We start from the raw sequence: 26889 nt of genomic DNA, 5'->3' as shown, positions 1-26889 counted from the left end.
GGATCCAATTCTTTTTGTTGAATGGGGCGTGAGTCAAACCGATCACGTGCTACGTCCGCGCCACGCGATTTGTTTTCCTCTTAAATGGTTAAAAAACGCGATCCATTGCAAAAGCAGGAAAATAAAGACTGCGATCGGGTGGAAAATCGCACCGACGACGCTCTGGCGAAACTTTCTCGCGGCGACCCATCGAGGAAGATGGCTGAGGATGATCGCCCCGATACTGGCTAAGACTGCGAATCCGTATGAAATCGAAAGTGTACCGTGTCCACGCTGCGTCAACGCGTAGACCAAGGTGAAGTACGGCAGGATATTGGCCCCACCGAGCAAGATCGTGAACGGAAGCAGCAGTCGCCGATTCGCGATCCCTTCGCTTGCATTCTTGAGCAACCCTCGCACGACCGCCACGGCGCCCGTGTACATGCGACACGTCGCCAGTCCGGTGCCATCGACGCAGTCCGTCATCATCGACTGTTCACGATAGACCTTTGGCAGTTTGAGACCATCGTGGCGGGTCGATCGAATCGCCTCATGTGTACCACAGCGTTGATACGATTCGCGATCGGTCACGAATAGTTGACCGCAGCCCGCTGCGTAGGCCGGATGCGTACTTGATCGCATTCGCGAGATCGGCAAATAGCACAACAGGATGTAGTGCATCATCGGAATCAGCAGTTTTTCGAGCAGCGTACCGGTTTCCTGGTGCGGGAACGCGCTGAGCAAGGCGATTGGCTCTCCTTCGGCAGGTCCACGGATTGCGTATTGGGACTTTCGACGCGTCAACTGCTGTAGCGCCGTCGGGGTAAGTCGGACATCGGCGTCGAGAAACAGAAACATTTCATATTGTGCTGATTCGGCGAGCCGAAAACACGCATGTTGTTTGCCATTCCAGCCGGCGGGCAATTCGATTCCGTCGAGCAATCGTACTCGCGGATCTTCGGCCGACATCGTCCGAACGATTTCGGCGGTGGAGTCCGAGGAGCCGTCATCGAGAACCACGACTTCGAGAACCACACCGGTGTTATCGAGTACCGCTTGCACTGTTTCGCGAATTCCAGCCTCTTCGTCTCGCGCCGGAATCAAAACTGAAATCGACGGAGCTTCTTCCTCCGGGCTCAATTCACCCCCGCGCCAACGCGTGAATCGAGGTAGGTTTCCTGCAAACATCAATCCGGCGATTAACGCGAGCAGCAAAGCCACACTCGGCAACGCCCACAGCATCACGATTACAATCCAATCATTCATCGCTCGCACTCCCGAATTTGTCTCCGTGTGCGGCGTCAAATCGGTGAAATGACATCCACGACTTCAGCCGGCGTGCCCAATCATAAATCCCCGACGCGCCAGATTTGCCGTGCAGCAAATTCTCAAATGGCTCCGCTGATCGCGCGATCACCAATTCCGCGAGCTTGGCCTGATTGTCGCGCAAACGGGCCGTAAGATCTTCCGCCCACTGAGCCTTCGAACGGTTGGCATATTCGGCGAGCGAGGCAGCTTCTCCGAACCGGATCAGGCATTCTGGCAATCGCTCCTCCCAGAACGCGTATTCCAATGACATCGGCACGACCAACCCACGGTCGGTTCGTGAACACAGATGGCTGAGCCCAGGCATCAGCTCAGCCTGATCATCACGAACGTCCGTGAACCGTCCCTCGGGCGTCAACCACAACGCGGTCCCCGACCGACGAAACAACTCAGCGGTTGTTTTCAGAAACGCAGCGGCACCGTGAGACGAGTGCAGCTCGACGCCAAATAAACCGAGCTTCTCGAACACTTGATACTTCTTCAATGCCGCCGCATCGATCGGCGCATACAACTGACGAGGCGCAAATAGTTTTCGATTCACATAATGTGCGAGCAAGGGGTCCCACCACGAGGGGTGATTGCAGTAGACGATCACGGGCTCGTTCAAATTCCGACTGATCGCCGCCGGCATATCCGTTCGCTCAAATGCGATCGCGTGGAAATGTCGTTTCAAATAGGAATCGAGAAATCGGTGAAATCCATTTTGAAACCACGCCGCTGGTGGCGCAATGACGCCTTCGGATGACTTTCCTGTCTTCGCATGGCCATCGGTAGAGGCGTTCGCGTTCAAATCCTAGATCCGGCAGTGGTTGCGAGACGTTGAGCCCGCGCGTCCTGGTCGAGTGAATCGGCGGCAATCCAGCCGCTCATCAGCACCATCGGCATCCCCGGTCCCGGATGCGCGGCACCGCCGGCGAGGTACAGACCGCGAATGTCCTTGCGACGATTCCCCGGTTTGAACGCACCGGTGAATTTACCATGACTGGCTAGACCGTAGATCGCGCCGTTGAGAACGCGGTACCGATTGTGAATGCCCTCCGGCGTCAGTGAATCTTCAGTCACGATGGCGTCGCGAATTCCGTCCATTCCAGCGGTACGCTCGAGTTTGTCCAAGATGACTTCGCGGTAAGCCGGCAACATCGCCTTCCAATCATGCTGCGGACGCAAATACGGCGTGTGAACGAGGATATACAAGGCTTCGCATCCCTCCGGCGCAACACCTGGTTCTGAAACCGACGGAGCACAAACGTAGGCGGTCGGGTCCGGAGCCGGTTCCCCTTTATGGTAGATGTAATCGAATTCGGATTCGGGATCTTTCGAAAAGATGAAATTGTGATGCAGCAACTGCTCGTATCGGCGATTGAGGCCGAGGTACAGCACCACACCACTACACGCGGCTTCGTAACGGTTCTTCCGCACAAACGTTTTCGAGGCACTCGTTCCCTGCAGTAACTCTGTGTAGGTTCGCACCGCGTCGCAGTTACTCACGACTGCGTCACACGGAATCGTCTCACCGTCCGCGATCGTTACGCCGGTAACGCCCGACGCGTCCGTTTCGATCCGCAGCACATCGGTCCCCGTTCGCAAGTCAACTCCGAGTTCCGAGGCCAGCTTGCTTAGCGCCTCGGGTACCGCTCGTGTGCCGCCGATCGGATACCAGATCCCTTCTTCGGTTTGCATGTGAGCGATCCCGCAAAGAACCGCGGGTGACGCGTAGGGAGACGAACCGACGTACTGGGTGAAGTGATCCATCATCTGCGAGACTCGGTGTTCCGGAACGTGCGAACGAACCACCGACGCCACGCTCCGCCCCATCCGCAGCGATAGCACGTCTTTCAAAACCGCCGCCGAAAAGGCACCGCCGACCTCCATCGTGTCGGCCAGCCCACCGATTGATCGCCAAAAGAAAAAGCGATCCGAGACGCGGTGGAGTTGCTCGCTGACCTGCAGGAATTTTTCGTAGCCATTTCCGGCGGTTTCGCCGCCGGTGAAATCGAGCAAGTGTCGCTTCATCGCGTCCACATCGGCGACCAAGTCGAGGACGGTGTTTTCGCTTGTTCCCGCCGCGGCGGTTCCTTCGAAAAAACAACGCCATTGCGGATCGAGTGGCACGATCTCGAGATAATCGTCCATGTTCCGATCGGCTTCGGAAAACACGCGACGCAGCACGCTGGGCAGGGTCAAGATCGTCGGTCCCATGTCGAACCGATAGCTGCCCGTTCGATGCTCAGCAGCTTTGCCGCCAAGCCAATCGTTCTTATCACACAGGGTGACGCGGTGACCACGAGCAGCCAACACACAGGCGGACGACAAACCGGCCAAACCGCCGCCGATGACGACGACATGTTGCGGATCTTTGGTCGGATTCGAGTCGCGAGTAGGTTCAGGGGCGATCATAACGAGCGATTGTATGGTGTTTTGGGTACGAGAGAGGGGCAGGTCAAAGGAATTGACGGTTCAGGATGCGTTTAGCGTCCATACCGCGGAACGTGGTGCAAAACTAACCTCAAAGAATCATTCCGGTGTGCATGCAGCGTCTGCGTGTCGGACAATCGACCGTCGACCGCGACGGGAACCGATCGCGATCCTCGTCAATCGCCGTCCGGTAATGCACGATTGTCGACCGAAAAACGGATACCTGGGTTTTACTCAACGACGCCGCCTCGCGGCAGTAGCCAGACGTCGCAAGGCTTCAATTCGATCGCGAAAACCACGGCTATGGTTGAGTTGTAGGACGCCGGTTAACAATTCCGTATCGGCATCGTTGCGGGGCGAGAGGTGCGGTGCGATACCGCCATGACGCGTCGAAATGACACGGGGAGTGGTCATCGCCAGCAGGCCCTCCGGACCACGCGTCACCCCGAATCCGCTTTCCCCACGGCCACCAAAAGGCAATCTCGGGTCGGCTGTCGGTGCCACGAGATCGTTCACGACAACCGATCCGACCGCCAGCCGCTCGGCAACCGCCTGTGCCTCCCCGGTCGCCCCAAAAACGGAGGCCGCCAACCGATAGCGGCAGGTGTTGATCGCCTCGACCGCTTCATCGACGGATTCCACGGGAAGCAGCGACATCACGGGGGCAAACAAATCCGATTGCAAAACGTCGTGTTCCTGTGGGACGTTCGTTAATACGACCGGATGCATTTGGCCGCTTCGGCGAAGCTCCTCGCCGTTGAATTTGCCGATCCGGTCCACGGCGCCCTGTGCGATTGCAGACTCGATCACGGACGCAACGCTGTCTCGGGCGGCCTGATGGACGAGAACCGCATCCGCGGCACCGAGAGTGGCAATCAAATCCGCGACCCAATCGGGGTCAACGCTGGGCAATTGATGATCCTGCACAAAAATCACTCGTCGCGGACCGATGCAAGTCGCACCGCTGTTGAAGAGAAGCCCGAACCGGATCGCCGAAACCACACGTTGTCGGTCCGCACCTCGCAGCACGATTACGCCGTCGACGCCCGACAATTCCATGATCGCGGGAGTCAATTGTTCGGCGGCTTGGTGGAGAACTTTGCGTCCGGTTTTGGCTGCCCCGGTCAAAACGACTAGGTCGACTCCCGCATCCATGGCCTCCACGGCCGCAGCGGTCGAGCTGTCGAGCAGACGCAGCGAATCGGTCGGAACGCCCGCTCGATAGAACGCGTTCGCCAGTTCCTGGGTGACTTGCTCGCTACCCGCGGCCGGCTTCAAAAGGACTGTGTTTCCACCCGCGAGGGCCTGGGCCGTTTGGACACCAATTAAAAAAATTGGATAATTCCAGGTGCCGAGTATCAGCACCCGTCCCCACGGCACCCGCTGGACCTCACTGCGAACACCCCATATCCAAATGGGGCGTCCGGACAGCCCAACGGGCCGGTTCGATAGTACTTTTCGGCCGTGGCGGCCGATCCACCCTAAAGCGTCACATAAGGGGATTAGCTCCGAGGTGACGGTTTCAAGGTCGTCCGTTCGTTGCTCGCTTCGCGCCGCAGAGATCAAATGATCCGCACAACGGGCTATCTCATGCCGAGCTTTACCGATGATTCGGCACCGTTCGGCCTGGGACCGCATAGCCCACGGCGTCAGTTCGTGATAATTTGTCGCGCGAGTCAATTCGTCCTCGTCAGGTTGGGAAACCGGGTGACAGTCCATCGTACCAGTCAAGCCAGTTCCAAGTGAGTCTCCGGAATCAACTGCTGCCGGGTGTGATCGGTGGATCCCCCGCAATGCGCGAAGTCGATCGCGTGACCCGCAAGGTCGCCGTTAGTAACGCATCGGTGCTAATCCTTGGTGAAACCGGTACGGGTAAAGAACTCGTGGCGTCGGCCATCCATCAGCTCAGCCATCGCAGCGGCGGCCCATTCGTCAAAGTCAATTGTGGGGCATTGAGCGAAAGCCTGCTCGAGAGCGAATTATTCGGACACGTCCGGGGTTCGTTCACCGGGGCGATTGCCAATCGTGCTGGGCGTTTCGAAGCTGCCGACGGCGGATCGATCTTTCTCGACGAGATCAACTCGACGACTATGACGTTGCAAGTCAAATTGCTCCGCGTGTTGCAAGAAAAGGAATTCGAACGGGTCGGCGACACCACCACGCATCACACCGATGCACGTGTGATCGCGGCTAGTAACCGTGATTTGATGCGTCAGGTTCACAACGACCGTTTTCGCGAAGACCTCTATTGGCGACTCAATGTCGTGCCGATCGAAATTCCCGCCCTGCGGCATCGCCGCGAAGACATTCCCGCACTCGTCTCGTTTTTCCTCGATCACTACAATGAGCTCAACGACCGATACGTCACCCACATCTCGCCCGAGGTGATGCTGGCACTGCAAGAATATCACTGGCCCGGAAACGTCCGCGAACTGCAAAACTACGTCGAACGCGCGGTCGTCATGAGCGATACCGACGAATTGACGCTCGATCTTCTGCCCGCCTGTGTCGTCAGTGGCGAAACACCGTTCAACGATTTTTCGAGACCGTTTGCGACAGGCAATGATGTGTCTGGTGAGCCGGGGCAGAGCGGCGATCCCTATCTACCGGTCGAAACGTCTGGCACCGAGAGTACGGGTGGCCGTCCACTCGACCCCAACCAAGCCGCCGTCAGCCCGGCCACCTATGTCGACCGCATGGATGTCAAAACGCTTACACGATTCGTCGTGTCACGAGGACTCGCCGAGGCCGACGATGATGAAAATGTTCACGCATCCGTGGTTGACCAAATCGAAAAAGAACTAATCGCCCAGGTACTCGCCCAGTGTGGAGGCGTGCAGACGAAAGCAGCTTCACGATTGGGCATGAACCGCAACACGCTCTACAAAAAGATCAAACAGTACGGCCTCGGCTGAGTGGAAACGAAGGAGCCAATGAGCTCAGAACGGCGAGCTGTTTCGTCTGAGCGGCGGTGCCGGCATTCGAGTAGTGAAAGCGTTTACCCTATGATCGCCGACGCTCTGGCAAACACAGTTGCCTATCGAGCGCCGTCGTCATTTTCCAAAATGTACGAGGGCGTGTGGAAATGGATGCGGTGGAATTCGCAATCCACCCCCGGCGTTTGATATTCTGGCTAATCTCACCCCTTACTTTATCGGTACGGTGCACGATGGATTCAGCGGATTCGAATCGATGGCAGGCAGCAATGTGGGAGACCGTTCAGGCGTATCGAAGGATGATTGATGCGATCACGGCTCAGCTCACCGATGATGAGCTGTTCGCTCGGCCCTCCGCGAATGTCAACTCCGTCGCGATTATCCTTCGCCATCTCGGCGGCAATTTGAAGAGCCGTTGGACCGATTTTCTGACGACGGATGGAGAAAAGCCTGACCGGGATCGCGACTCTGAATTTTTGGACTGGGAGGGAGATCGGCAATCTTTGATCGAACATTTCGAATCAGGTTGGCGTGCGTTTGAATCAGCCGTCAATGCGATCGATGAGGATACCGCGGGGAAAACGATTTTTATCCGAGGGGAAGCTCACTCGGTCGCTCAGGCCCTGACCCGATCGATAACGCATTTGACCTATCACGTGGGACAAATCGCGATGATCGCGCGGATGGTTCATGTGGGCGAGTGGCGTTGGCTGACCGTCGCACCAGGCGGCTCGTCAGAACACAATGAAAAGTCGTGGGGGACGTCCGCGAGCCGTAGTGTCTTCGCGGCAGACGAAACCGGTCAAAACGCCGATAGGTGACGCCACTTATCGAAGCATTCTGTCTCTATCGCGCAATCCAATGCAATTTAGTTCATCGTAGAACGGTGTTGGTTGCACGCAGAAGCGGTGGTTGAAGTCTTGATGTCGCATCCTGTATTTACGGGATGCAAATGATCAGTCAAGTTTGCTAACCATGCGCGATATGAAATATGTTCGCGTTCCGAATCGAGGTGACCTTGCTGGATAACGCCACTTTCAGGCTGACGTATTGCTGTTTTCGCCTCTTGCGTAGGTGAGCCTCTCGTGACGTCGAATCAATTACTGCGGGATTTCAAAAGTAGCGGAACGGCGTGAGCCGTCTGGTGACTCGGGACCGGACGGTTAGAAAACACACTAAAATAACCAACGTCCCGAGAGACCGAGCTTCGTAAAAATTGACGCTATCTAGCGAGGGTGTCGGTGTCCGGGGACGGTTATGCTGTGACACACGCCTCTGTCTCTACTGAATCCCCTGGTCGTCTCAACGTCAATGCATCCTGTTTTGAGAACCGCGTTTTTTCTGGTTACGATTACGGCCGTGGTTGTCACGGTGATCTATCTTGCGGCGACCACATTTCATGCTGAATCGGCAGGTGCGACGTCGAGTTTAAGTAAACTCTCCGGGCAAACGTTGCAGCAACGGCTCGCGACAATCGATAATTCGCTGAAATCGCTTGCTACGCCAAGCATGAGAACGGGCATCGGGGCAGTTGGCTTTCGCTCCTGGCCAAAACGAGATCGCACAAAAGGCGAGTGGATCCAAATCAATCTTGCTGAACCGGCGACTATTGATCAGGTGGTTCTTGTTCCAACGATTTGGCGTGACACAGCCAACAGATATCGTGAGGACGGTTTTCCTGAGGAATTTCGAATTCGTGTTGGGAACGGAGTCGACGACGAAGGGACCGTCGTCGCAACTTTCTCAGCAGACGAGTCACATTCACCACGTGTTGCGCCGGTGGTCATTGCGATTCATCCGGTAGTTGCTGACTGGATACGTATCGAAGCGTCAGTGCTCTCACCTCGCGGATGGGACGGCATGTATGTGTTGCAGTTGTCCGAGATCCTGATCTTTAGTGGCATCGAAAACGTGGCACTGCGACAGGAAGTGAGTGTGTCGTCGAGTCGCGAATCGCGTCCCGCGACGCCTTGGCACAAGGATTATCTCGTGGATGGATTCGTGCCGTATTTGATTGACGCGTCGGAGGGGACGAAGAGTCTCGCGTATCTCAGTATGGTGGGCGTCGGTGATAGGCCCGAGATCGTGATTGATTTGGAAAGGAAACAACGCATCAACCGCATCCACCTTCACTCGATCGACCAGAGCGATACCGTCCCGCAATCAGTTCCCGAAGACTTTGGGTTTCCCCGAGAGCTAATTATCGAGGGCGCGAATCTGGAGGACTTCTCGGATGCCATTCGACTAACGGACTACGAAATATTATCGGATTACCACTCGGGACCGATCGTCATGCGGCGGTTTCCCGAAGCCGAATGCCGCTATGTTCGGTTGGTCGCTACGCAGCCCTACTACTATTCCGAAAACGACCTGAGTGGGACACGTATTGGATTCGCCGAGATCGAAATTTTTTCCAATGGCGTCAACGTCGCCAAAGGGAAAACGCCGAGCGTGGAGTACAAGACAAGCGGTCCGGCGCGAAACATTTCCGCACTCACCGATGGACACAATCTTTTTGGCAAGATTCTGCCGCACAAGCAATGGCTCGGAGAACTGGCAAGACGGCACGATCTCGAATACGAACGTCCACGCATCGCGGGGGAATTGAACGAACGGTACCTCCGTCAGAAAGCCAATCTGCGATTGTTATCTTGGTTGGTCGGTTTGCTCGGATTCATCATCGTCTGCACGGTATTGTTCGAACGCACGTTGCGTCAAAGGGCCGTCTTTCAAATGCGAGAGCAAATCGCAGCGGACTTGCACGATGAACTTGGTGCGAACCTGCACGCGATCGGATTGCTGGGCGATCTCGTGCAGAAAGCGTCGGATTCACCGGATCGGTTGAGTTCGCTGGTGCGACAGATCCGTGACCTTACCCAACGCAGCGGCGCCGCGACGCGGTATTGCACGAATATGCTAGAATCGACCGGGCTGTTTGAGGACCTCGTTAACGACATGCGACGTACGTCGGCGCGACTGATGGCGGACTTCGAGCATGAACTGACGTTCTCTGGCGAAGAGCATCTTCAAGATCTTCGGCCACGGACGCGCACCGGCCTTTTCCTTTTCTACAAAGAGTGTTTAACCAACATTTTGAAGCATTCGCACGCGACACGCGTGACCACGGAACTGCATGCAATTCCGGGAGAACTGCGTTTAACTGTTACCGATAATGGTCGGGGTTTAAGCGACTCGCAAACGGCGACTGTTCCGAATTCGCTTCGCCGACGTGCCCGACTTCTGAGGGCCAAAGTTTCCGTCGTTCCAGCCCCCGGTGGCGGGACAGAGGTTACGCTGATACTGCATCCGAACCGATTCACCATTTTCCGATAACGATAATCCTGCGAAGTTCCCCATGAAAAAAATCGCTCGCATCATGCTCGTCGAAGACAATGTGGAATACAAAGAGGTGATCCGCATTGCGCTGGAACACGAGCCGGACGTGGAGTTGTTGAGCCATTTTGGCACCGCCGAGATCGCGCTGTGTACACTCCAGGACTCCGCGGCTTGCGACCAGCCTGATCTAATCATTTTGGATTTGCGTTTGCCAGGGATGGATGGATTAACAGCTATCCCGGCGATTCGAAAGATCGCTCCAGATACAAAGATCATAGTACTGTCGCAATCTGATCGAGCGAAAGATGTGCTGCGATCGATCTCGCTGGGCGCCTCGGGATATTTGCTGAAATCCGCGACGCTCAACGAGATCACCGAGAGCATTCAGACGGTGATGAGTGGTGGTGCCTCGCTGGATAAAGGCGTAGCCAAGTTCATCGTTGAAAATTTGCAAACGCGAAATCAGCAAACCGACGAACCGCCGCTTTTGTCCGAACGCGAACTCGAGATCATCACACTGCTCGCACAGGGTTTGGTGAAAAAAGAGATCGCCTCACAACTGAACATCGGCTACTCGACGGTCGACACCCACGTTGCCCACATTTACGAGAAACTCAAGGTCAACAATGCGCCTTCGGCGATCAATCAAGCCCACCGACTCGGCTTGCTCATGCTATAGCAAACTGCAAATCGCTTGTGCGTTGGGCAACCGAGACCCGAAGTTTACTGACACCCTGAGTGCTCGCTGTCGGTTGCTTTGCTAGCCCGTCGCGCAAGCAAGTGATTCCGTTGCTTCACTCGCTTGCGTTTCGGGCGAATGCTGATCCCCCGAGGCAACCCAATTTGACTAAAACAACAGCCCGCTCGCGTCCTGCCGCTAGATAAACGAAATCGAAATACGCGATTTCGTTCCTGCCAATGTTTTACTCGTCTTCCAACGCCGACTTGTAGAACTCGATCAGGTCGTCACGGAGTTTCCTTAGCGAGGGTTCGTGGACGTACATCATGTGACCGGCCTCGTAGAATCCCATGGTGAAATTGCCACGCAGTTCGGCGGGCAAGCCGAGGTGGTGACGAGTGTATTCCATCGCAAACGATGGCGTCGCCAAGTCGTAATAGCCGCATGCCGCGTAGACTCGCAAAAACGGATTGTCAGTGATCGCCTTTCGCAGCGTCGAGGAAGCGTCGACAAATCGATTTTCAAACTCGCTGTAGTCCCATGGATGGACTTTGGATGTCAGGACCTCATAAACGCGGTCTTCTTCGACTTTCAGTTCGTCACGCAGGTATTGGTTCATCGCGGAGGTGAACGGACCAAATACGGCAGAAGCACTCGGGTCATGTTCGGCTTGATCGCCAATATGGTCTCGGTCGACGCCAGTGTATCGACCATCAAATCGTCCAATTACCAACCCGCGAGAACGCAAAAGTTCTTTACCGAATCGCCCCATGTTGACTCGCAGATTGGCACGATCGATGTAGTCAGCGGAGAGGCCCGTGAGTTCTGCCATCCGTGCGATCACCATTTTTCGTTCTTCATCTGAAATCGAATCACCCGCGAGCAATGCTTGCATGTAAGGTTCACGTGCAAACGCTTCGGCTTCCGCGACTACCTTCTCAACGCTCTGCGACTGCAAATGCGCTGGAAGTGCCTTGTGGTACCACGCGGTCGCGGCGTAGGTGGGTAAAAACAATGTATACGCGATGTCATTATTTCCGGCCGCTCGCAAGGTCTGGAAATCAACAACCGCGGATACGAGCACGATTCCGTTGAGATACATGTGGTAGCGGTTTTGCAATTCGCCGCTCAATCCGGCCGCGCGCAATCCACCGTAGCTCTCGCCAAGAAGGAATTTCGGTGAGCCCCAGCGACCGTACTTCGTCGTGAAGTCGTGAATGAACTGGCCAACACTGCGTACATCTTCGTCGTATCCGTGAAACTGCCGTTTGTCTTCGCCTTTCGCCGGGCGACTGAAACCGGTGCTAACAGGATCGATGAACACGAGGTCAGTTTTATCGAGCAGCGAGAACGGGTTGTCGATCATTTCGTGCGGCGGACGGATCGGTTTCGCATCATCACTGAGTTTGACGCGACGTGGCCCGAGCATGCCCAAATGCAACCAAACGGACGACGAGCCTGGACCACCGTTAAAACAGAAGGTGACGGGACGTTTGGATGGATCGGCGTCATCAAGGCTGTAGGCAACGTAAAAGACATGGGCTTTCACCTTCCCCTCATCGTCCTTCATGACCATTTTGCCAGCGGTCGCGGTGTAAGCGAATTTCTTTCCGGCAATCGACGTCTTGTGGTGCGTCACCGATGGTTCGGAGGGCTCGTCGGTCTCGTCAGCCGACTTCTTTTCGGCAGGTTTCTCGTCACTCTTGACCTGTGATTGATCCCCGCTTTGCTGTCCAGACTTCTTCGCATCTGCGGCCGCCGATTGGATCTGACAAAAGGGCACAGCGACGGAAAACAAACCAACAAACAGGAACAAGGCGAGGCAGCGGAGCATGAAAGTTTCGTGTGAGTAGGGAGAGGGGAAACGTCGTTTTCGAAACGACCAACTTTACGCACAAGTATAGTTCGCCCTCGTCTTCTAACCTACGGTATGCAAACACGAATGTGGATTCGTTCCACGAGTGCTCAGGCGTCCATCCGCGTACTGCTTTAGCTCGTTCTGTATTCTCGTCGTTCGTCTGAGGGGCGAGACACATGCCAACTGGGACGGCCACGGCATCAAACGGCCAAGGCAAACGGCTCAGGCAGATCATCAAGCTAGAAGATTGCGGGGCTATTGCCACAGCAATAAGATCTCGCAACGGAACTGCGCAAGCGGGCTGTTGATTTACTTGCCCGCGGCGCATGCAAGGGATTCCGTTGCTCCACTCGCTTGCGCGTCGGTAGTATTGATCCCCCGCAGCAGTCAAATTCGACTAAAACAACAGCCCGAGATCCCTCCGGTTCAGGCAACGCACAAGTTCGGGTTAGACGAAACACCAGACATTCGCCAAAACGACTCCCCTCACCGACAAGGAACACCTACGAGATGAAATTTCGCACACTTGGTAAGTCAAACATCGAAGCCTCAGTCATTGGTTTCGGAGCGTGGGCGATTGGTGGATGGACTTGGGGTGGTACGGACGAACAAGAATCCATTCGGGCGATTCATGCTTTTCTTGATGCTGGCGGGACGCTGATCGATACCGCTCCGATCTATGGGTTTGGACGCAGCGAAGAAATCGTGGGTAAGGCGATCGCCAACCGACGTGATGACGTGGTTCTCGCAACGAAGTGTTCCATGCGTTGGGACCTCGACGACGAACAAAAGAAGCGAGCGCAAAAGAAGTTCTCGACGAGCGAGGACATATTCGACCAACCCGGCGAACGCTCCAAAGACAGTTTTGATGTTTACATCTATGCTGGCGCTGATGGCATCCGCAACGAGATCGAGCAGAGCTTAAAACGCCTTCGCACCGATGTTATTGATCTCTATCAAACCCATTGGCAAAGCGACGAAGTCGAAATTGAGGAAAAGATGGGCGTCCTCGAAGATCTGCGACGTGAAGGGAAAATTCGCGCGATCGGTGTTTCGAACGCCTCCGTGGAACAAATTGCCGAGTATCAGAAGTTTGGCCAAGTCGATACGGATCAAGAAAAGTTCTCGATGCTCGACCGCCAGATGGAGAGCTCAAATCTCGCAAAGTGTGAGAGCGATGAAATCGGATTCCTCGCCTACAGCCCGCTCAGCCAAGGTTTGCTGACAGGAAAAATTGATCCCGATCGCGAATATCCCGACGGTGACCAACGACGTTTCAAAGAACGTTTCAAGCCGGAGAATGTTCGTAAGGTGCATGCGATGCTCGATCCGATGAAGCCGATTGCCGAAAAGCACGGAATCAGCATGGCGCAACTGACCATCGCCTGGACTCTTGCCCAACCGGGGTGTTCGCACGTTCTGGCAGGCGCGCGCAATCCCCAACAGGCGATCGACAACGTCGGCGCTGGGGCAGTCGATCTGGAAAAAGACGAATTGGAGACGATCACTCAAGCGGTGCACAGCTACGACGGAGTCTGAGTTGCTGCGGGGGTGAGCAAGTTTGCTCCTAGGCTGTGAATTGATCCACGTGGCCGTTCGCTCCCGCGAACGAGCGCACCTTTAATCTCCGCTTGCGGAGCATACGGCCATGATGATTCGCCGCTGGCGACTAAATTCACAGCCTATCCGCATCGAGACACGCGTTCAGTGCTCTGATGATCCGCGTTAGATGAAGGCTCGGACGCGTCGGCGTGCACTGCTGCGATTTCGCTCGCGCAGAAAACCGCTTTGGTTGTGAAAAACTCACATTTCGTCGCGGTTGATGTCTGCGGTGTTAAGAGAAAATGAAGCTTCGGCAAATGCGGCCGCATCATGTCGTTCGTCAATTGCACAGAGAAAAATTCGGTGTTGATAATGCCGCCTTAGCATCAACATCCTGTGCGGAGCATAACAACATGTCCAAGGCAACCACGACTTTCGTGCTGGCAAGCATGGCGGCGTTTTTCGTCGGCTGCAGTTCAGAGTCCACCACATCGACCGAATTTCCTGAAAACGGTACGCTGGCAGATAACACTGAAACCATCAAACTGACAGGATCCGGCGCGAGCTTTCCTTACCCGCTCTATGACCGTTGGTTCAAGGACTATAGCGCCAATACCGACGGTGTGCGAATCGATTACCAAGCCAAAGGCAGTGGCGCAGGTATCAAAGACTTCATCAACGGCACAACTGACTTCGGTGCCAGCGACGCCGCGATGAACGACGAAGAAATTGCTCAGGTCGATAAGGGCGTTCAACTGTTGCCGATGACCGCCGGGGAAGTGGTGCTGGCATACAATCTCGCTGGCGTCAACGAACTTAAACTGTCGCGTGAAGCATACGTCGGCATTCTGTTGGGCAAAATCACCAATTGGCAAGATCCGGCCATTGTAAAAACCAACGCCGACATCGATCTGCCTGACTTGGACATCACGGTTGCACGCCGCGCCGACAGCAGCGGAACGACGTTTGTCTTCACACAGCATCTCAGCGCGATCAGCGAAGACTGGAAGAACGGACCGGGCACCGGCAAAACCGTTGTGTGGCCGAACAGCGACAAGTTCATCGCTGCACCCAAGAATGATGGCGTGACCGCCACGATTAAGCAAACTCCAGGTGCGATCGGTTACATCGAGTACGGCTACGCCAAGTTGACAAAGATTCCAATGGTCAGCTTGGAAAATAGATCAGGCAAGTTCGTTCAGCCATCGCTTGCGAGCGGTCAGGCGGCCTTGGCCAACGTCGAGATGCCCGTCAACCTGCGGGCTTGGCTACCCGATCCGGAAGGCGAAGACGCTTATCCGATCGTCAGCTACACGTGGTTGCTGTGCTACAAGAACTACGACGACCCGAAGAAGGCGGAAGCCCTCAAGGGGGCCATCCGCTATTGCCTTACCGAAGGTCAAAAAATCAGTGACGAAATGGGCTATGTACCGTTGCCTCAAACCGTCGTCGAGAAAGTGACCGCGGCGTTGGAAAACATCCGGTAGTCGGGTGTCCTTGCTGGCTTTTTCGTAGCTCGCCACGTTACGCGTTTAATTGGTATTCAGATGGCTATTACTTTGGAAGGTGACGTTCCGATTGATTCGGTTGCTTCACCTCCCTCGCGTCTCGATATTGCGGGAGACCGGACATTTCGGGGACTGACGTATGTCTTTTCTTGGATGACGATTTTCCTGGTCCTCTACATTGTCTACGAAATTGCGGGGAAAGCATTTCCGGCAATTCAAGAATATGGTTTCGGTTTTGTCACCGGGACCACATGGGATGCAAATCGTGGCGAATTCGGCGTCTTTCCTGAAATATGGGGAACGCTCTACAGCTCGATTTTGGCATTGATGCTCGGTGGATTTTTTGGGGTGTCGATTGCGATCTTTTTGACGCAAGATTTCTTGCCACCCAAGCTGGAAGTCGTGTTCAAAAACATCGTCGAACTGCTGGCGGCTATCCCCAGCGTCGTCTATGGGTTGTGGGGGATCTACGTTGTGATTCCAGCACTACGACCGACCGCAAATTGGGTGCACGAACATCTCGGTTGGATTCCGTTTTTCGAAACATCCTTAAGCGGACCAGGCATGTTGCCTGCCGCGATGGTGTTATCGATCATGATCTTGCCAACGATCTCAGCGGTGTCGCGCGATGCACTTTGCTCGGTACCCCATAGACTCAAAGAAGCCGCCTTTGGACTCGGCGCGACCCGGTGGGAAGCCATCTTGGGCGTCATACTTCCGACGTCGGCGACGGGAATCTTTGGTGCCCTCGTGCTCGGATTCGGCCGCGCGTTGGGCGAGACGATGGCACTGGCGATGTTGGTAGGAAACTCGAATCAAGTCAGCTTGTCGCTGTTCTCACCCGCGAACACGTTGGCAGCTTTGCTCGCGAATAACTTCCCGGAAGCTGGAAAGCTCGAGGAAGGCGTTTTGATGTACGCGGCGTTGATTTTGATGGCGATCACATTGCTCGTTAATCTCGTCGGCACCGCGATTATGAACCGTGCGCAGCGGCGTTTGTCGGGAGGCGAACGATGAGCAATCAAATCGAAATCACCCATTCGTTTGCAGGTGTGGACTTCCCTCAATTGGAACGGTCACTGCGTCATCCACGCACGCTGGTGAGTTCATTGTTGAGCTTGTTAACCGGATTCGTCACGGTGGTGGCATGCGTCCCGCTGTTCTCGGTCCTGTTCATGTTGATTTACCGCGGAGGCAAACGGCTGAGTTTGAGTCTGTTTACCCAGACGCCACCGTCGGCGTTCGAGAGCGGCGGCGGATTCGGAAACGCGATCGTTGGTACGCTGACGATGGTCGGAATCGCCGCGCTCATCAGCGTTCCGTTCGGCGTCCTGGCTGCTGTCTTTCTTGCCGAGTTCGGACCGAAGAGTAAAACGGCATCGGCGGTTCGGTTTTGCGCTAAATTGCTGACCGGATTTCCTTCGATATTGGCCGGCGTGTTCGCGTACGCCGCCGTGGTACTGATGACGGGCAGCTACTCGGCGCCGGCGGGCGGTGTTGCGTTGTCGATTCTGATGCTGCCGATCGTAATGCTAACGGCGGAAGAGTCGATCAAGATGGTGCCGCACAAGATGAAGGAGGCCGCCATCGGGATGGGGGCAACACAAACGCAAGTCGTATGGAGAGTGACGCTTCCTTCCGCGATGCCGGGCATGTTGACGGGCGTCATGTTAGCGGTTGCAAGAGCATCAGGAGAAACCGCTCCTCTGCTATTCACAGCTCTTAATAGCAACTACTGGATCATGCAGGACGGAAATCTCGCGTTGATGGAACCGACCGCGTCCCTCGCTGTTCTGATTTTCAACTTTTCAGGCGTCCCGTTCGAAAGCCAGATCGAACTGGCGTGGGCCGCCGCTTTAGTTTTGGTGCTTATCGTGCTGGCCGTCAATATTGGCGGTCAAGTGCTTTCACGCAAACGAGTAACGAGATAATACACGATGATTATGACCAATACGCTTGACAGCAGCATTGTCGCCGAGCCGAATACGAATGGAAAAAACGTCGTCATCGATTGCAAAATCCGCAATCTTTACTACGGAAAATTTCGAGCGGTACGTGATAGCCACATCCCGGTCGAGGAAGGCCAAGTAACGGCGTTTATCGGTCCTTCGGGCTGTGGAAAGAGCACGGCACTACGGTGCCTCAATCGCATGAACGATCTCGTTCGTGGATTTCGTTTCGATGGCCACGTACATTTCCGTGGCAAGGACATTTATCATCGCAACGTTGACCCGGTGGCGGTACGTCGCTATATCGGCATGGTGTTTCAGCAACCGAACCCGTTCGCGATGAGTATCTACAACAACGTTGCGTTTGGTTTGAGGTTGAACCGCGTCAAAGACGACATTCCAGAACGTGTCGAGAGTGCGCTGCGTGGCGCGGCACTTTGGGACGAGGTGAAAGACAAACTGAAAAACAGCGGCTTGTCGCTATCCGGTGGCCAGCAACAGCGACTGTGTATCGCCCGTGCGATTGCTACGGAGCCTACTGTTCTGTTGATGGATGAGCCCTGTTCGGCTCTCGACCCGATCGCAACTCGTCGCATTGAAGAGTTGATGACAGAACTGAAGGAGAAATACACGATCGCGGTCGTGACTCACAACCTGCAACAAGCTCAACGGGTCGCAGATAAAACGGCGTTCATGTATGTCGACACCAGCGACGGCGGTCGCACCGGGTATCTCGTCGAGTATGAAGACACAGGGCAATTATTTGAAGATCCCAAGGAAGAATACACCAAGCAATACATCCGAGGCGAGTTTAGCTAATTGGGTAACGCCGATAGCTGTGCTCGTGTGGCGATCTGGGCGGTTGCGGGAAAGATAAAGTGGTTTCGCACCAGCCGTTTCTGAGTGGGTGCCATCTACTAGGCAGGCCGGGGGCTCAAGCTGAACAGCGTCACTTTTCACGTTGCCCGGTCGCTTGTTTAGGCGTCGGTTTCGCTTACCACACGCCACATTGATTGATGGCTGTCATGCTGTTTCGTCTCGAATAGACAGACGAATAGGCGATTACGCGATACGAGCGAAAAGTGCAACTGACTTGCCAATTGACTCACCCCGGCACGATCGACATTTATGTTACGGTCAAATTCCGGCAAGAATTATTTATCACGCGATGGAGCCCTCAGTGGTATCACGCGGTTTCAGATTGTCTCGAGATGGCTATTCTTTTTCGAAATCGATCAACGTACGGGGCGGTATCGCAACTCGCAGTGCGTTAAGAACGGCGACGACGTCAATCACTTCTTGACAAATCGCGCCGGCGACCGGTGGCAAGTATCCTGCCGAAGCGAACGCCATCCCAACCACGCTTAATACCATTCCACCAATCGCACTTTGCAGTGCGATGCGTCGCATTCGTCGGCTGATGTGTAAGAACTCATCGATCTTCTGCAGGGAACTGTCCATAACGACGATATCGGCTGCCTCAGTCGTGACATCACTGTTTTGACCAAAGGCAACTCCGACCGTAGCCGCCATCAATGCGGGGGCATCGTTGATTCCGTCCCCCACAAAGATAGTGTTTGCTTTCGCGGTCTCCTCGTTGACGATTCTCAATTTTTGCTCGGGACTTTGACTGGCATAGACCTCACGAATGCCAACCTGTTCGGCGAGGTACGCGACTTCCGATTCACGGTCGCCGGAGACCAGCATCGTGCGGCTGATCTTATGTCGTGGCTTGAGGTGGCGAATGAACGAGGCCCCGTCGGTGCGTGGCGTGTCGCGAAAACGAAAGGTTGCTGCGTATTGATCGTCGACCATGATGACGCATTCGAGCCCTCCGGCCTGAGGTGGCAAGAGATCGTCGAGCGAAGGCTGTCGTGCCAACACTTTTTTGCGGCTGGTCACTTCAACTTTGTGACCGTTGACATTCCCTGTCAAACCTTGTCCCGGTGGTTCACTCACTTCGGAAACGGCGTGCTCGACCGAGTTCGCTTTCTTCGCCGCGACCATGATCGCTTGCGAGAGCGGGTGTTTGGAATACCGTTCCAGACTGCTCGCGTACGACAACACTTCGGCCGCTCGTGCTTCGTCAACGTTAAGTTGTGCGATCAAGTTTGGTTCGCCGTACGTGAGCGTCCCGGTCTTATCAAAGATAAGAGTCCGGCATGTGTCCGCGGTCTCCAGCGAAATGGGGTCACGCACGATGATGGCACGCCGTGCGGCGAGAGATATCGAACCGATGATCGCAACCGGGATCGCAATTAGTAGAGGGCAAGGCGTCGCAACAACCATCACCGCCAAGAATCGCACCGGATCTCCAGACGCCAACCACGCAGCTAATCCGATTCCGACGGCCAATGGTGTGTACCAGGCGCCTAGTTTGTCCGCCATTCGCCGCATCTTGGGCTTTTGTTGTTCCGAACTCCGCATCACCTCCATGATCTTTGCGTAACGCGAATCGATGGCGAGTTTGTCGGTCTTAACAATCAACGCGGATTCGCCGTTGATGGCTCCGGAAAGCACCGAAGCTCCGGGAGCTTTTGAAATTAGGTAAGGTTCGCCCGTGAGGTAGGACTCATCCATTACCCCATGTCCTTCGATCACGGTTCCATCGACCGGGCATGTTTCGTGCGGGAATACTGCGACGAGATCTCCGATTGCGATCTCCTTGAGTGGAACGTCCGTGACGACTGAATCAACTCTTCGGTGTGCCAGCGACGGCATCCTTTTGCTCAACGCGCGCAGTACCGACGACGCATTGCTGACCGCGAACGCTTCCAAAGCCTCACCGCCAGACAACATCAAGACGACCAACGCACCCGCCAAATACTCGTCGAGGATGGCTGACACGACGATCGAGATGCCCGCCAGGAGATCCGAGCCGAATTCCCGACGAAACATCTTTTGCAAAAGGTCCCACACCAGCGGGATTCCGCCAAAGGTAAGGACTGCCAATAAAGGCAAATTCCAAATTGTTTCCGACGTCTCGGTTCCGAATCTCAACACGAGGTGAAGCGTGATCATGCCGATGGCGAAGAACGCGATCAACATTTCACGAGACGTCCAGGATTGCGGTGGATCCACCGACGTGGTGCTAGCTGACAAGTTGTGTCCTTTGGCGTATCAGGAACTCGGTCATCGATCGACGTGGACCACACACGTGGCGGTTGCACACTTGCAATGCGTGCGGTTTGGCGGACCATGTCACACCAGCATCTGTCCAAAATACGATGGCAGGCCACCTTTATAGCGAAAATAAACCTTCCAGCGGCAACACCACCGGTGAAGGGCAATGCACGTGCCAAGGAAATGCGTCTAAACGTCGCGGATGAGTGTTTACGGTCCTGGCTTCAATCGGTGTTGTAAAAGAAAGCGGTAGCAAAAACGCGAACGCACGACGATCCGTTGCAGTATCATTGTCAACCCAAACAAAATTCGTTGCGTTCGCCTCCCTTCCCCACCTACCTCAACGCAGGCACGTGATCCATGAAATACATAACACGTCTTCTTTCGATGGTGATCGTTTCAACCGTCTCGTCCCTGATGACACCGGTCGGGCTTGATGCCGCCGAACGCCCCAACATCATCTTGATCATGGTTGACGATATGGGGTTCTCTGATCTCGGTTGTTACGGGAGCGAAATAGAAACCCCAAACATCGACCGGCTCGCGGCGGGCGGTGTACGGTTTGACCAGTTTTACAACAGTGGTCGATGCTGCCCAACACGCGCGACCTTACTGACGGGACTGCATCCACATCAAACCGGGATCGGCCACATGACGTTGTCCCCTGGCAAACAACCGGGAGATCGGCCCGAGAACTATCAGGGGTTTCTTAACCAGAAATGCGTCACGATCGCCGAGGCACTCGCGCCGAGTGGTTACGCCACGATGATGGCCGGAAAATGGCACTTGGGAATGCACGACCGCAGCCTCTTTCCGATGCAGCGTGGGTTTGAAAAGTTTTACGGGTCGCTCGCGGGGGCAACACGTTTCTTCACTCCCGTGCATCCGCGAGGAATGACCAGTGGCAACATCTCGATTGAATCGCCGGAATCCACCACGGACGAACATTTTTACACAACCGATGCCTTCACCGATCACGCGATCCGATTTATCAACGAACATCGCAGCGAATCGCCCGATCAACCGTATTTCTTGTATCTGGCTTACACCGCTCCGCATTGGCCGTTGCAAGCGTTCGAGGATGACATCGCGAAATATCGTGGCACGTACCGTGACGGATGGGATGCGTTGCGGCGAAATCGCTATCAGCGGCAAATCGAACTGGGGCTGGTGGATGAACAATGGCCACTGTCCCAGCCGACAAAGGGCATTCCAGAATGGGAGTCGCTCTCGGAAGAGAAACGCGACGAGATGGATTTGAAGATGGCGGTCTACGCGGCGATGATCGACCGAGTCGACCAGAACATCGGCAAACTGGTTGCTTCGCTTCAGTCATCAGGCACGTTCGAGCATACGCTGATTCTGTTCCTCTCCGACAACGGTGCGTGTGCGGAAGGAGGGATGTTGGGACGGGGGGAGTTTCGAGACCTCGCAAAACGTAACCTTGAGACAGGGAATTCTTACGGTGAGGCGTGGGCCAACGCGTCGAGCACTCCCTTCCGACTCTACAAACACTTCGCTCACGAAGGCGGCACCGCGTCTCCCTTCTTCATGCATTGGCCTGCAACGATTCAACCGAATTCAGATTGGTATCGGTCGCCGGCACAGTTGATTGATGTGATGCCGACGTTGTTGGACGTCGCCGGCGCGAATTACCCGAGCGAACGTGCCGGCCAAACGATTCCACCTCTTGATGGCATTTCACTTCGGCCTGCCTTTCACGGCGAACCGCTCGCCCGCCAACAACCGATCTGCATCGAACATGAACAGAACGCTTTTTTGCGAGACGGCAAATGGAAGTTGGTCGGACGCGGTGTCGCGGGACCGCGTGGTGTGGATGGGACCAAGTGGGAACTGTACGACATGGAGTCCGATCGCACCGAAACCAATAATCTCGCGTCGTCGATGCCCGAGAAAACCGGCGAAATGGCCGTTAGGTGGGAACAGTGGTCTCAACACGCGGGCGTGTATCCGAAGCCGATCCCAAAATCTCGCGCCGGGAAAGCGAAGGATGCGAAATAACGGTTCGGAAAACGTTGCTCAAAAAGGAATCTGACACACACCAAACCTCCGTGCCTCCGGGAGAGTCGTCCCCAGCATGAATCAGCAATGTATTCGGGAACGCCGTCGAAGCTTCGATAATGAGGCGGCGCGGTGGATCTAGCTTTCGCCTGTGCCAAGAGATCGTTTTGGTCCAACGAGAGATCGATGCTGGTCGTAAGGCGGCTCAGCGTTCTGCCAAGAGTTGGTCGATCGTACCGGTGGAGTCGGCAAACCGCGGCATCGGCAATCCCATCATGCGGGCTTGGGTCAGCCAGAGATTCGCCAGCGGCGTGCCCTCGGGCATGTTGATGTGTTGACCTGATTGCACCTGCTCGCCGCCTCCGGCAACAATGATCGGCAGGTCATTGTATTGGTGTGTTGAACCGTCTCCGAGACCGGAACCGTACGTCATGAGCGTGTTATCGAGCAGCGATGTGCCGTCGGATTGCTCAACTCGGTCCATCCGATCGATCAAATACGCAAACTGTTCCATGTGGAAGCGATCAACCTTCAACAGATCATCAATCATCTTGGTCTGGTTGTGTGACATTTGGTGATGGCTGCGAGGTTCGTCAAACAAACTCTCAAACAGAAACGGCGTGTCCCATCGCTCGGGGCCGACCATGAACGTCGCTACGTTGGTCAAGCCCGACTGCAAGGCGACAACCATCAAATCCGCCATCAGTCGAATGTATTCACCTCGCGGCAGGTGAGCTTCCGTGGGCTCTTCGAACGAGACTTTGGCGAGTTCGCCCTTCATTTTTTCGAGTCGGTCCATCTGCCGTTCGATTGCTCGGATCGAATCAAAGTATTCCGTGAACTTTTGCTGGTCGGCATAGCCCAATTCCTGCTTTAACGAATTGGCGTCTTCGAGCACCAAGTCCGTGATGTCGCGATAACGATTGACTTCATTCGATGAGAACAGCCGTTGATACATCTTTCGCGGATCACGAATCGACGGCGCGAGGTGGCCGGTTCCGTACCAAGAAATATTGTCAAAATAGATCGACTCTTTGTTGTCGCGATGACTGTTGCAGCTGAATTCGAGCGTTCGGAACGGTGTCGAATCGCCAACATGGTCCGCAACCAAGTGATCGAGTGTCCGATCGAGCGGCCACGCTGTTCCCTTAATCGTGAATGGCGGCGCGCTGCTGAGGTAGCACGATGCACATTGTGCGTGCACGTCGGTTCCTTGCTGGAACGTCCGATCCATCCCGGTGATCAGGTTGATCTTGTTTTTGAACGGATCGAGCGGCTGCAGCGTCGGCGTCAGCTCGTCGAGGATTTTGACGCTGTAGAACGGGTCCTGTTTTCCCAACGACCGCATCACGTTACCGAGATTGCCTTTCGGAATCACATCGGATGCTTCCCCCGGGAAAAAGCCACGACGTACGACACCGATCGGAACATAGAAATGCACCATTCGTTTGGCGACCGGCGTCGTCGATCCTGCAATCGCGTTGCTCTCCATCCACGGTAATGCCATCACGGCACCGCCAACGCCCTTGAGCAAACTGCGTCGTGTGATGGACTTCATGCTTTCATCCTTTGAGACTATGGAGCTACCGTGATTCGGCGGGCTATTTCGGGCTGGTCTTGCTCAGAAACGGTTCACTCATCATGACTTGTTTCAGCAGCGTCTGCATCTTGTAGCCGTCCGCGGCCGTTGCTTCCGCAATCTTATCGAGAGCGGGACGATCCGCAGCGGTCAGTTCTCGAGCGAGGGCGAAGGACAAGAGGTGTCCGGCCAAGCCTCTCGTGAATCGATCCTTTTCCGTCAAGATCGCATCTTTAAATTCGACAACGTTGTTAAACCCGTGCTTGCGAAACAGCGTTCCGGCCATATCCACTTTGCGTCCATTGGCGTATTGATCGCGCCAGACACCGACCGGATCAAAATTTTCGAGTGCAAAGCCGAGCGGGTCGATCTGTTCATGACAACCTTTGCAATCGGCCCGTTGTCGATGAATCGCGAGACGCTCGCGGAGGGTGAGATGTTCTTCGCCCTCGGTAGGCTTTTCGTCAAGCGACGGCACATTTGCCGGTGGCGGATCGGGGGGATTGTTGAAAATCACGGTTGCGATCCACGCACCACGCGTAATCGGCTGCGTCCGATCGGGACCGGACGTCATGGTCATGACCGCCGCATTGGTGATCACGCCTCCGACGCGACGATCTGAAACCGGGACTCGGTAAAAACGTAATTGAGCGGGATTGTTCGATCCCTCGGAATCAACTTTCTCACCGCTCGCCAATTCTCCGTAACCCGACTGCAACACTGAAGAACGGTACGCAAAATCGGAGTCAATGAGTTGGGTGATCGGCAGGTCCTCGATGAGCACCGTCTCGAAGAGCAAGAGCGGTTCGAGCATCATGTGCATGCTGACTCGAAACTTCGCGAAATAGAACTTGTGATACTTGTCCGGGTTCGGAACCGATGAGACGATCCTCTCGAGTTGCAGCCACTGAGCGGGAAAGCTATCGCAAAACCGTTTAAGTTTTCGATCTTGGAGCATGCGACCGATTTGATCGTTCATTACGTCTTCGTGATGCAGCTCTCCTTTGGCTGCGAGATTTAGCAGTGTTTCATCGGGAAGACTGCCCCATAGAAAGAATGACATTCGTGATGCGAGTTCGATGTCGTTGATGGTCTCTGCGGTATCACTGCTCGACGCCTGGTCGTACAGATAGAGAAATCGCGGCGAAGCGATGGCTGCGCCAGCAATGGATTTCATCACCTCGGTGAAATCAGTTCCGCGGACAAGTTCTTGCAGTGCAAACGAGGTGTAGCGATTGAGAGTTGTCGCGTCGATCGGACGGCGAAACGCTTTGGACAAAAACGGTTCGAGTCGCGCGCGGATCTCCCCGCGTGAATCGTTCTCTGAGTCTGGTGTCGCGAAGAATTTGTCCCATATCCCCACATTGGTCGCGTTGAAGTCTGGGCTCTGGGTTACCGATTCACCAAGACCCAAGAACGCCTCCATTAATAAGGGAGACATCGAAAGATGATCGCCGCGATTGTCGAAGCCGTGTTCTGCACGAAGGTCCTGCGGAAACGCCGCGACGCCTGCCAAACGACGCTCAATCAATTGAGATTTACCCAACGGTCTGCTACCGACGATCACATGATCGGGCATTTTGCCCGTTGCCGGTTGAAAGTAGTTTCCGTGTTCACGCATCATCCGCTCGGGCAGCGTGAACACGGTGCACTGAAGATCAAAAAGATCGATGACCGCGTTATTGTATTGAAATCGATTCATCCGGCGGACCGGCGTGCGAGCAAATATCGTCTCTTTTGCGATCGCCTCGTGCATGATTGCGTTGAGTTCGGCGACGAGCGACGTACGAAGTTGCGGATTCAAAGCCGGTTCATCTTCCGGTGGCATTTCTTCCAATTCAAGCACATCGATGAGGCTTTGAATTAGCTCCACGTCTGCGCGCAGCGAGTCCTCGTCCAGCCTCAACAGATCCACGTCGCCTTCGAGTTCATCATTTGCGCCGTGGCATTTGACACAGTGTGCTCGCAAAGTCGCAATGATTTGCGAGTCGTTTCCGTCTTGCTCCGTCGCGAGGATGGTGTCGCAACGGACGCAAAGAATCATAAAGGCGATTAACGCGACCGCACGATTGAGGTTCGGCATCAAACGGATAGCATGCTGCATCATTCGCATGGCAATCGATGGGCGGAGAGATTTGCGTTGGGGGGGCAGGCGGGGAAGACGTGCGAAGTCCTGGGATGGATTCTAACCGACGCGATACATCACGTGTCGAGAAGAACGGGAATCGCGAGGATTCTTTTTCGAGATCCTGGATGCGGTCGCTTCAATCTGCGGCGCGACGCAACAAGCTCCGGCGTGAGCGAAATCGACGCAATTCGGTTTTAAGTGCAAACGCGTTGGAAGAACGTTATCGATTTAACCGTTTGCGGCCGCCCGCGACGATATCGAGTAATTCTTGCGTACCCGCTTCGCTGCGAGCTGAGAGCAATTGACGCGACGTTGCGGCCATGCTGCTCTCAATCCACTCGATCGCGGATTCCGTTGCCATCAGTCGCATTCCGTGCTCGGCAGCCATTGCATCGAGGAGGATTTCATACAGCGTGATGTAAAGAAATTCTCGCACCGCGACTGTGGTTAGATGGTCGGAAGACACGTACGTTGAGCGACGAAGTGGTTTGGGTATGTCCCGTTTGTTG

General features: G+C 55.0%; 19 protein-coding genes. 10 read left to right on the top strand and 9 right to left on the bottom strand.

All coding sequences use genetic code 11. The annotated features are described in order from the left end of the window. Window positions 1-42: 42 nt before the first annotated feature. From NB063_RS26820 to NB063_RS26805, 4 genes are all read right to left on the bottom strand, one after another. Window positions 43-1245 carry a glycosyltransferase gene (locus NB063_RS26820; RefSeq protein WP_250932134.1) on the bottom strand — a complete coding sequence of 401 codons (1203 nt, stop codon included), beginning with the start codon at window positions 1243-1245 and terminating at the stop codon, window positions 43-45. Next, complete coding sequence (locus NB063_RS26815) at window positions 1238-2095, bottom strand: lysophospholipid acyltransferase family protein (protein WP_250932133.1); 858 nt, start codon at window positions 2093-2095, stop codon at window positions 1238-1240. Before NB063_RS26815 ends, NB063_RS26820 begins: the two co-directional genes overlap by 8 nt. Continuing rightward, complete coding sequence (locus NB063_RS26810; RefSeq protein ID WP_250932132.1) at window positions 2092-3702, bottom strand: phytoene desaturase family protein; 1611 nt, start codon at window positions 3700-3702, stop codon at window positions 2092-2094. Before NB063_RS26810 ends, NB063_RS26815 begins: the two co-directional genes overlap by 4 nt. Before the next feature lie 252 nt (window positions 3703-3954). Next, on the bottom strand, window positions 3955-5358 hold the full coding sequence (locus tag NB063_RS26805; protein WP_250932155.1) for an aldehyde dehydrogenase family protein: 1404 nt from the start codon (window positions 5356-5358) through the stop codon (window positions 3955-3957). A 155-nt stretch (window positions 5359-5513) separates the two neighbouring features. Between NB063_RS26805 and NB063_RS26800 the strand changes: the two genes are divergently transcribed. The 4 genes from NB063_RS26800 (at window position 5514) to NB063_RS26785 (ending at window position 10671) form a co-directional block, all read left to right on the top strand. Beyond that, a complete protein-coding gene (locus NB063_RS26800) occupies window positions 5514-6635 on the top strand; it encodes a sigma-54 interaction domain-containing protein (protein WP_250932154.1) in 1122 nt (373 codons plus the stop codon). A 254-nt stretch (window positions 6636-6889) separates the two neighbouring features. Next, on the top strand, window positions 6890-7477 hold the full coding sequence (locus NB063_RS26795; protein ID WP_250932131.1) for a DinB family protein: 588 nt from the start codon (window positions 6890-6892) through the stop codon (window positions 7475-7477). Window positions 7478-7979: 502 nt separating this feature from the next. Continuing rightward, a complete protein-coding gene (locus tag NB063_RS26790; protein WP_250932130.1) occupies window positions 7980-9989 on the top strand; it encodes an ATP-binding protein in 2010 nt (669 codons plus the stop codon). Between the two features lie 22 nt (window positions 9990-10011). Then, entirely contained in the window at window positions 10012-10671 is a 660-nt protein-coding gene (locus NB063_RS26785) for a response regulator (RefSeq protein ID WP_250932129.1), read from the top strand. A gap of 244 nt (window positions 10672-10915) precedes the next feature. On the opposite strand, the gene NB063_RS26780 is transcribed toward NB063_RS26785, so the two are convergent. After that, entirely contained in the window at window positions 10916-12505 is a 1590-nt protein-coding gene (locus tag NB063_RS26780) for a S10 family peptidase (RefSeq protein ID WP_250932128.1), read from the bottom strand. Between the two features lie 534 nt (window positions 12506-13039). Between NB063_RS26780 and NB063_RS26775 the strand changes: the two genes are divergently transcribed. From NB063_RS26775 to pstB, 5 genes are all read left to right on the top strand, one after another. Further along, the gene (locus tag NB063_RS26775) at window positions 13040-14068 is read left to right on the top strand and encodes an aldo/keto reductase (protein ID WP_250932127.1); all 1029 of its coding nucleotides are present in this window, start codon (window positions 13040-13042) and stop codon (window positions 14066-14068) included. A 416-nt stretch (window positions 14069-14484) separates the two neighbouring features. Beyond that, the gene (gene pstS / locus NB063_RS26770) at window positions 14485-15558 is read left to right on the top strand and encodes a phosphate ABC transporter substrate-binding protein PstS (RefSeq protein WP_250932126.1); all 1074 of its coding nucleotides are present in this window, start codon (window positions 14485-14487) and stop codon (window positions 15556-15558) included. Window positions 15559-15618: 60 nt separating this feature from the next. Continuing rightward, window positions 15619-16596 (top strand): phosphate ABC transporter permease subunit PstC, encoded by a 978-nt coding sequence (gene pstC / locus NB063_RS26765; RefSeq protein ID WP_250932125.1) that lies wholly within the window; start codon window positions 15619-15621, stop codon window positions 16594-16596. Next, window positions 16593-17510 carry a phosphate ABC transporter permease PstA gene (gene pstA / locus NB063_RS26760; RefSeq protein WP_250932124.1) on the top strand — a complete coding sequence of 306 codons (918 nt, stop codon included), beginning with the start codon at window positions 16593-16595 and terminating at the stop codon, window positions 17508-17510. The genes pstC and pstA overlap by 4 nt, the downstream gene beginning before the upstream one ends. 6 nt (window positions 17511-17516) lie before the next feature. After that, window positions 17517-18347 carry a phosphate ABC transporter ATP-binding protein PstB gene (gene pstB / locus NB063_RS26755; RefSeq protein WP_250932123.1) on the top strand — a complete coding sequence of 277 codons (831 nt, stop codon included), beginning with the start codon at window positions 17517-17519 and terminating at the stop codon, window positions 18345-18347. Window positions 18348-18743: 396 nt separating this feature from the next. Here pstB and NB063_RS26750 read toward each other — a convergent pair whose 3' ends face one another. Next, complete coding sequence (locus NB063_RS26750) at window positions 18744-20576, bottom strand: heavy metal translocating P-type ATPase (RefSeq protein ID WP_250932153.1); 1833 nt, start codon at window positions 20574-20576, stop codon at window positions 18744-18746. 435 nt (window positions 20577-21011) lie between these two features. Here NB063_RS26750 and NB063_RS26745 point away from each other — a divergent pair, with 435 nt between their 5' ends. Then, entirely contained in the window at window positions 21012-22673 is a 1662-nt protein-coding gene (locus NB063_RS26745; RefSeq protein ID WP_250932122.1) for an arylsulfatase, read from the top strand. A gap of 205 nt (window positions 22674-22878) precedes the next feature. On the opposite strand, the gene NB063_RS26740 is transcribed toward NB063_RS26745, so the two are convergent. The 3 genes from NB063_RS26740 to NB063_RS26730 all read right to left on the bottom strand — a co-directional run. After that, on the bottom strand, window positions 22879-24231 hold the full coding sequence (locus NB063_RS26740) for a DUF1552 domain-containing protein (RefSeq protein WP_250932121.1): 1353 nt from the start codon (window positions 24229-24231) through the stop codon (window positions 22879-22881). 43 nt (window positions 24232-24274) lie between these two features. Further along, the gene (locus NB063_RS26735; protein WP_250932120.1) at window positions 24275-26359 is read right to left on the bottom strand and encodes a DUF1592 domain-containing protein; all 2085 of its coding nucleotides are present in this window, start codon (window positions 26357-26359) and stop codon (window positions 24275-24277) included. 241 nt (window positions 26360-26600) lie between these two features. Then, window positions 26601-26889, bottom strand: a 289-nt coding sequence (locus tag NB063_RS26730) for a F0F1 ATP synthase subunit gamma (protein ID WP_250932119.1), incomplete at its 5' end; no start/stop codon positions are given.

Origin of the sequence: Aporhodopirellula aestuarii (assembly GCF_023701485.1) — a bacterium.
GTDB lineage: Bacteria > Planctomycetota > Planctomycetia > Pirellulales > Pirellulaceae > Rhodopirellula > Rhodopirellula aestuarii.
This window is presented reverse-complemented; position numbering and strand designations above follow the sequence as displayed.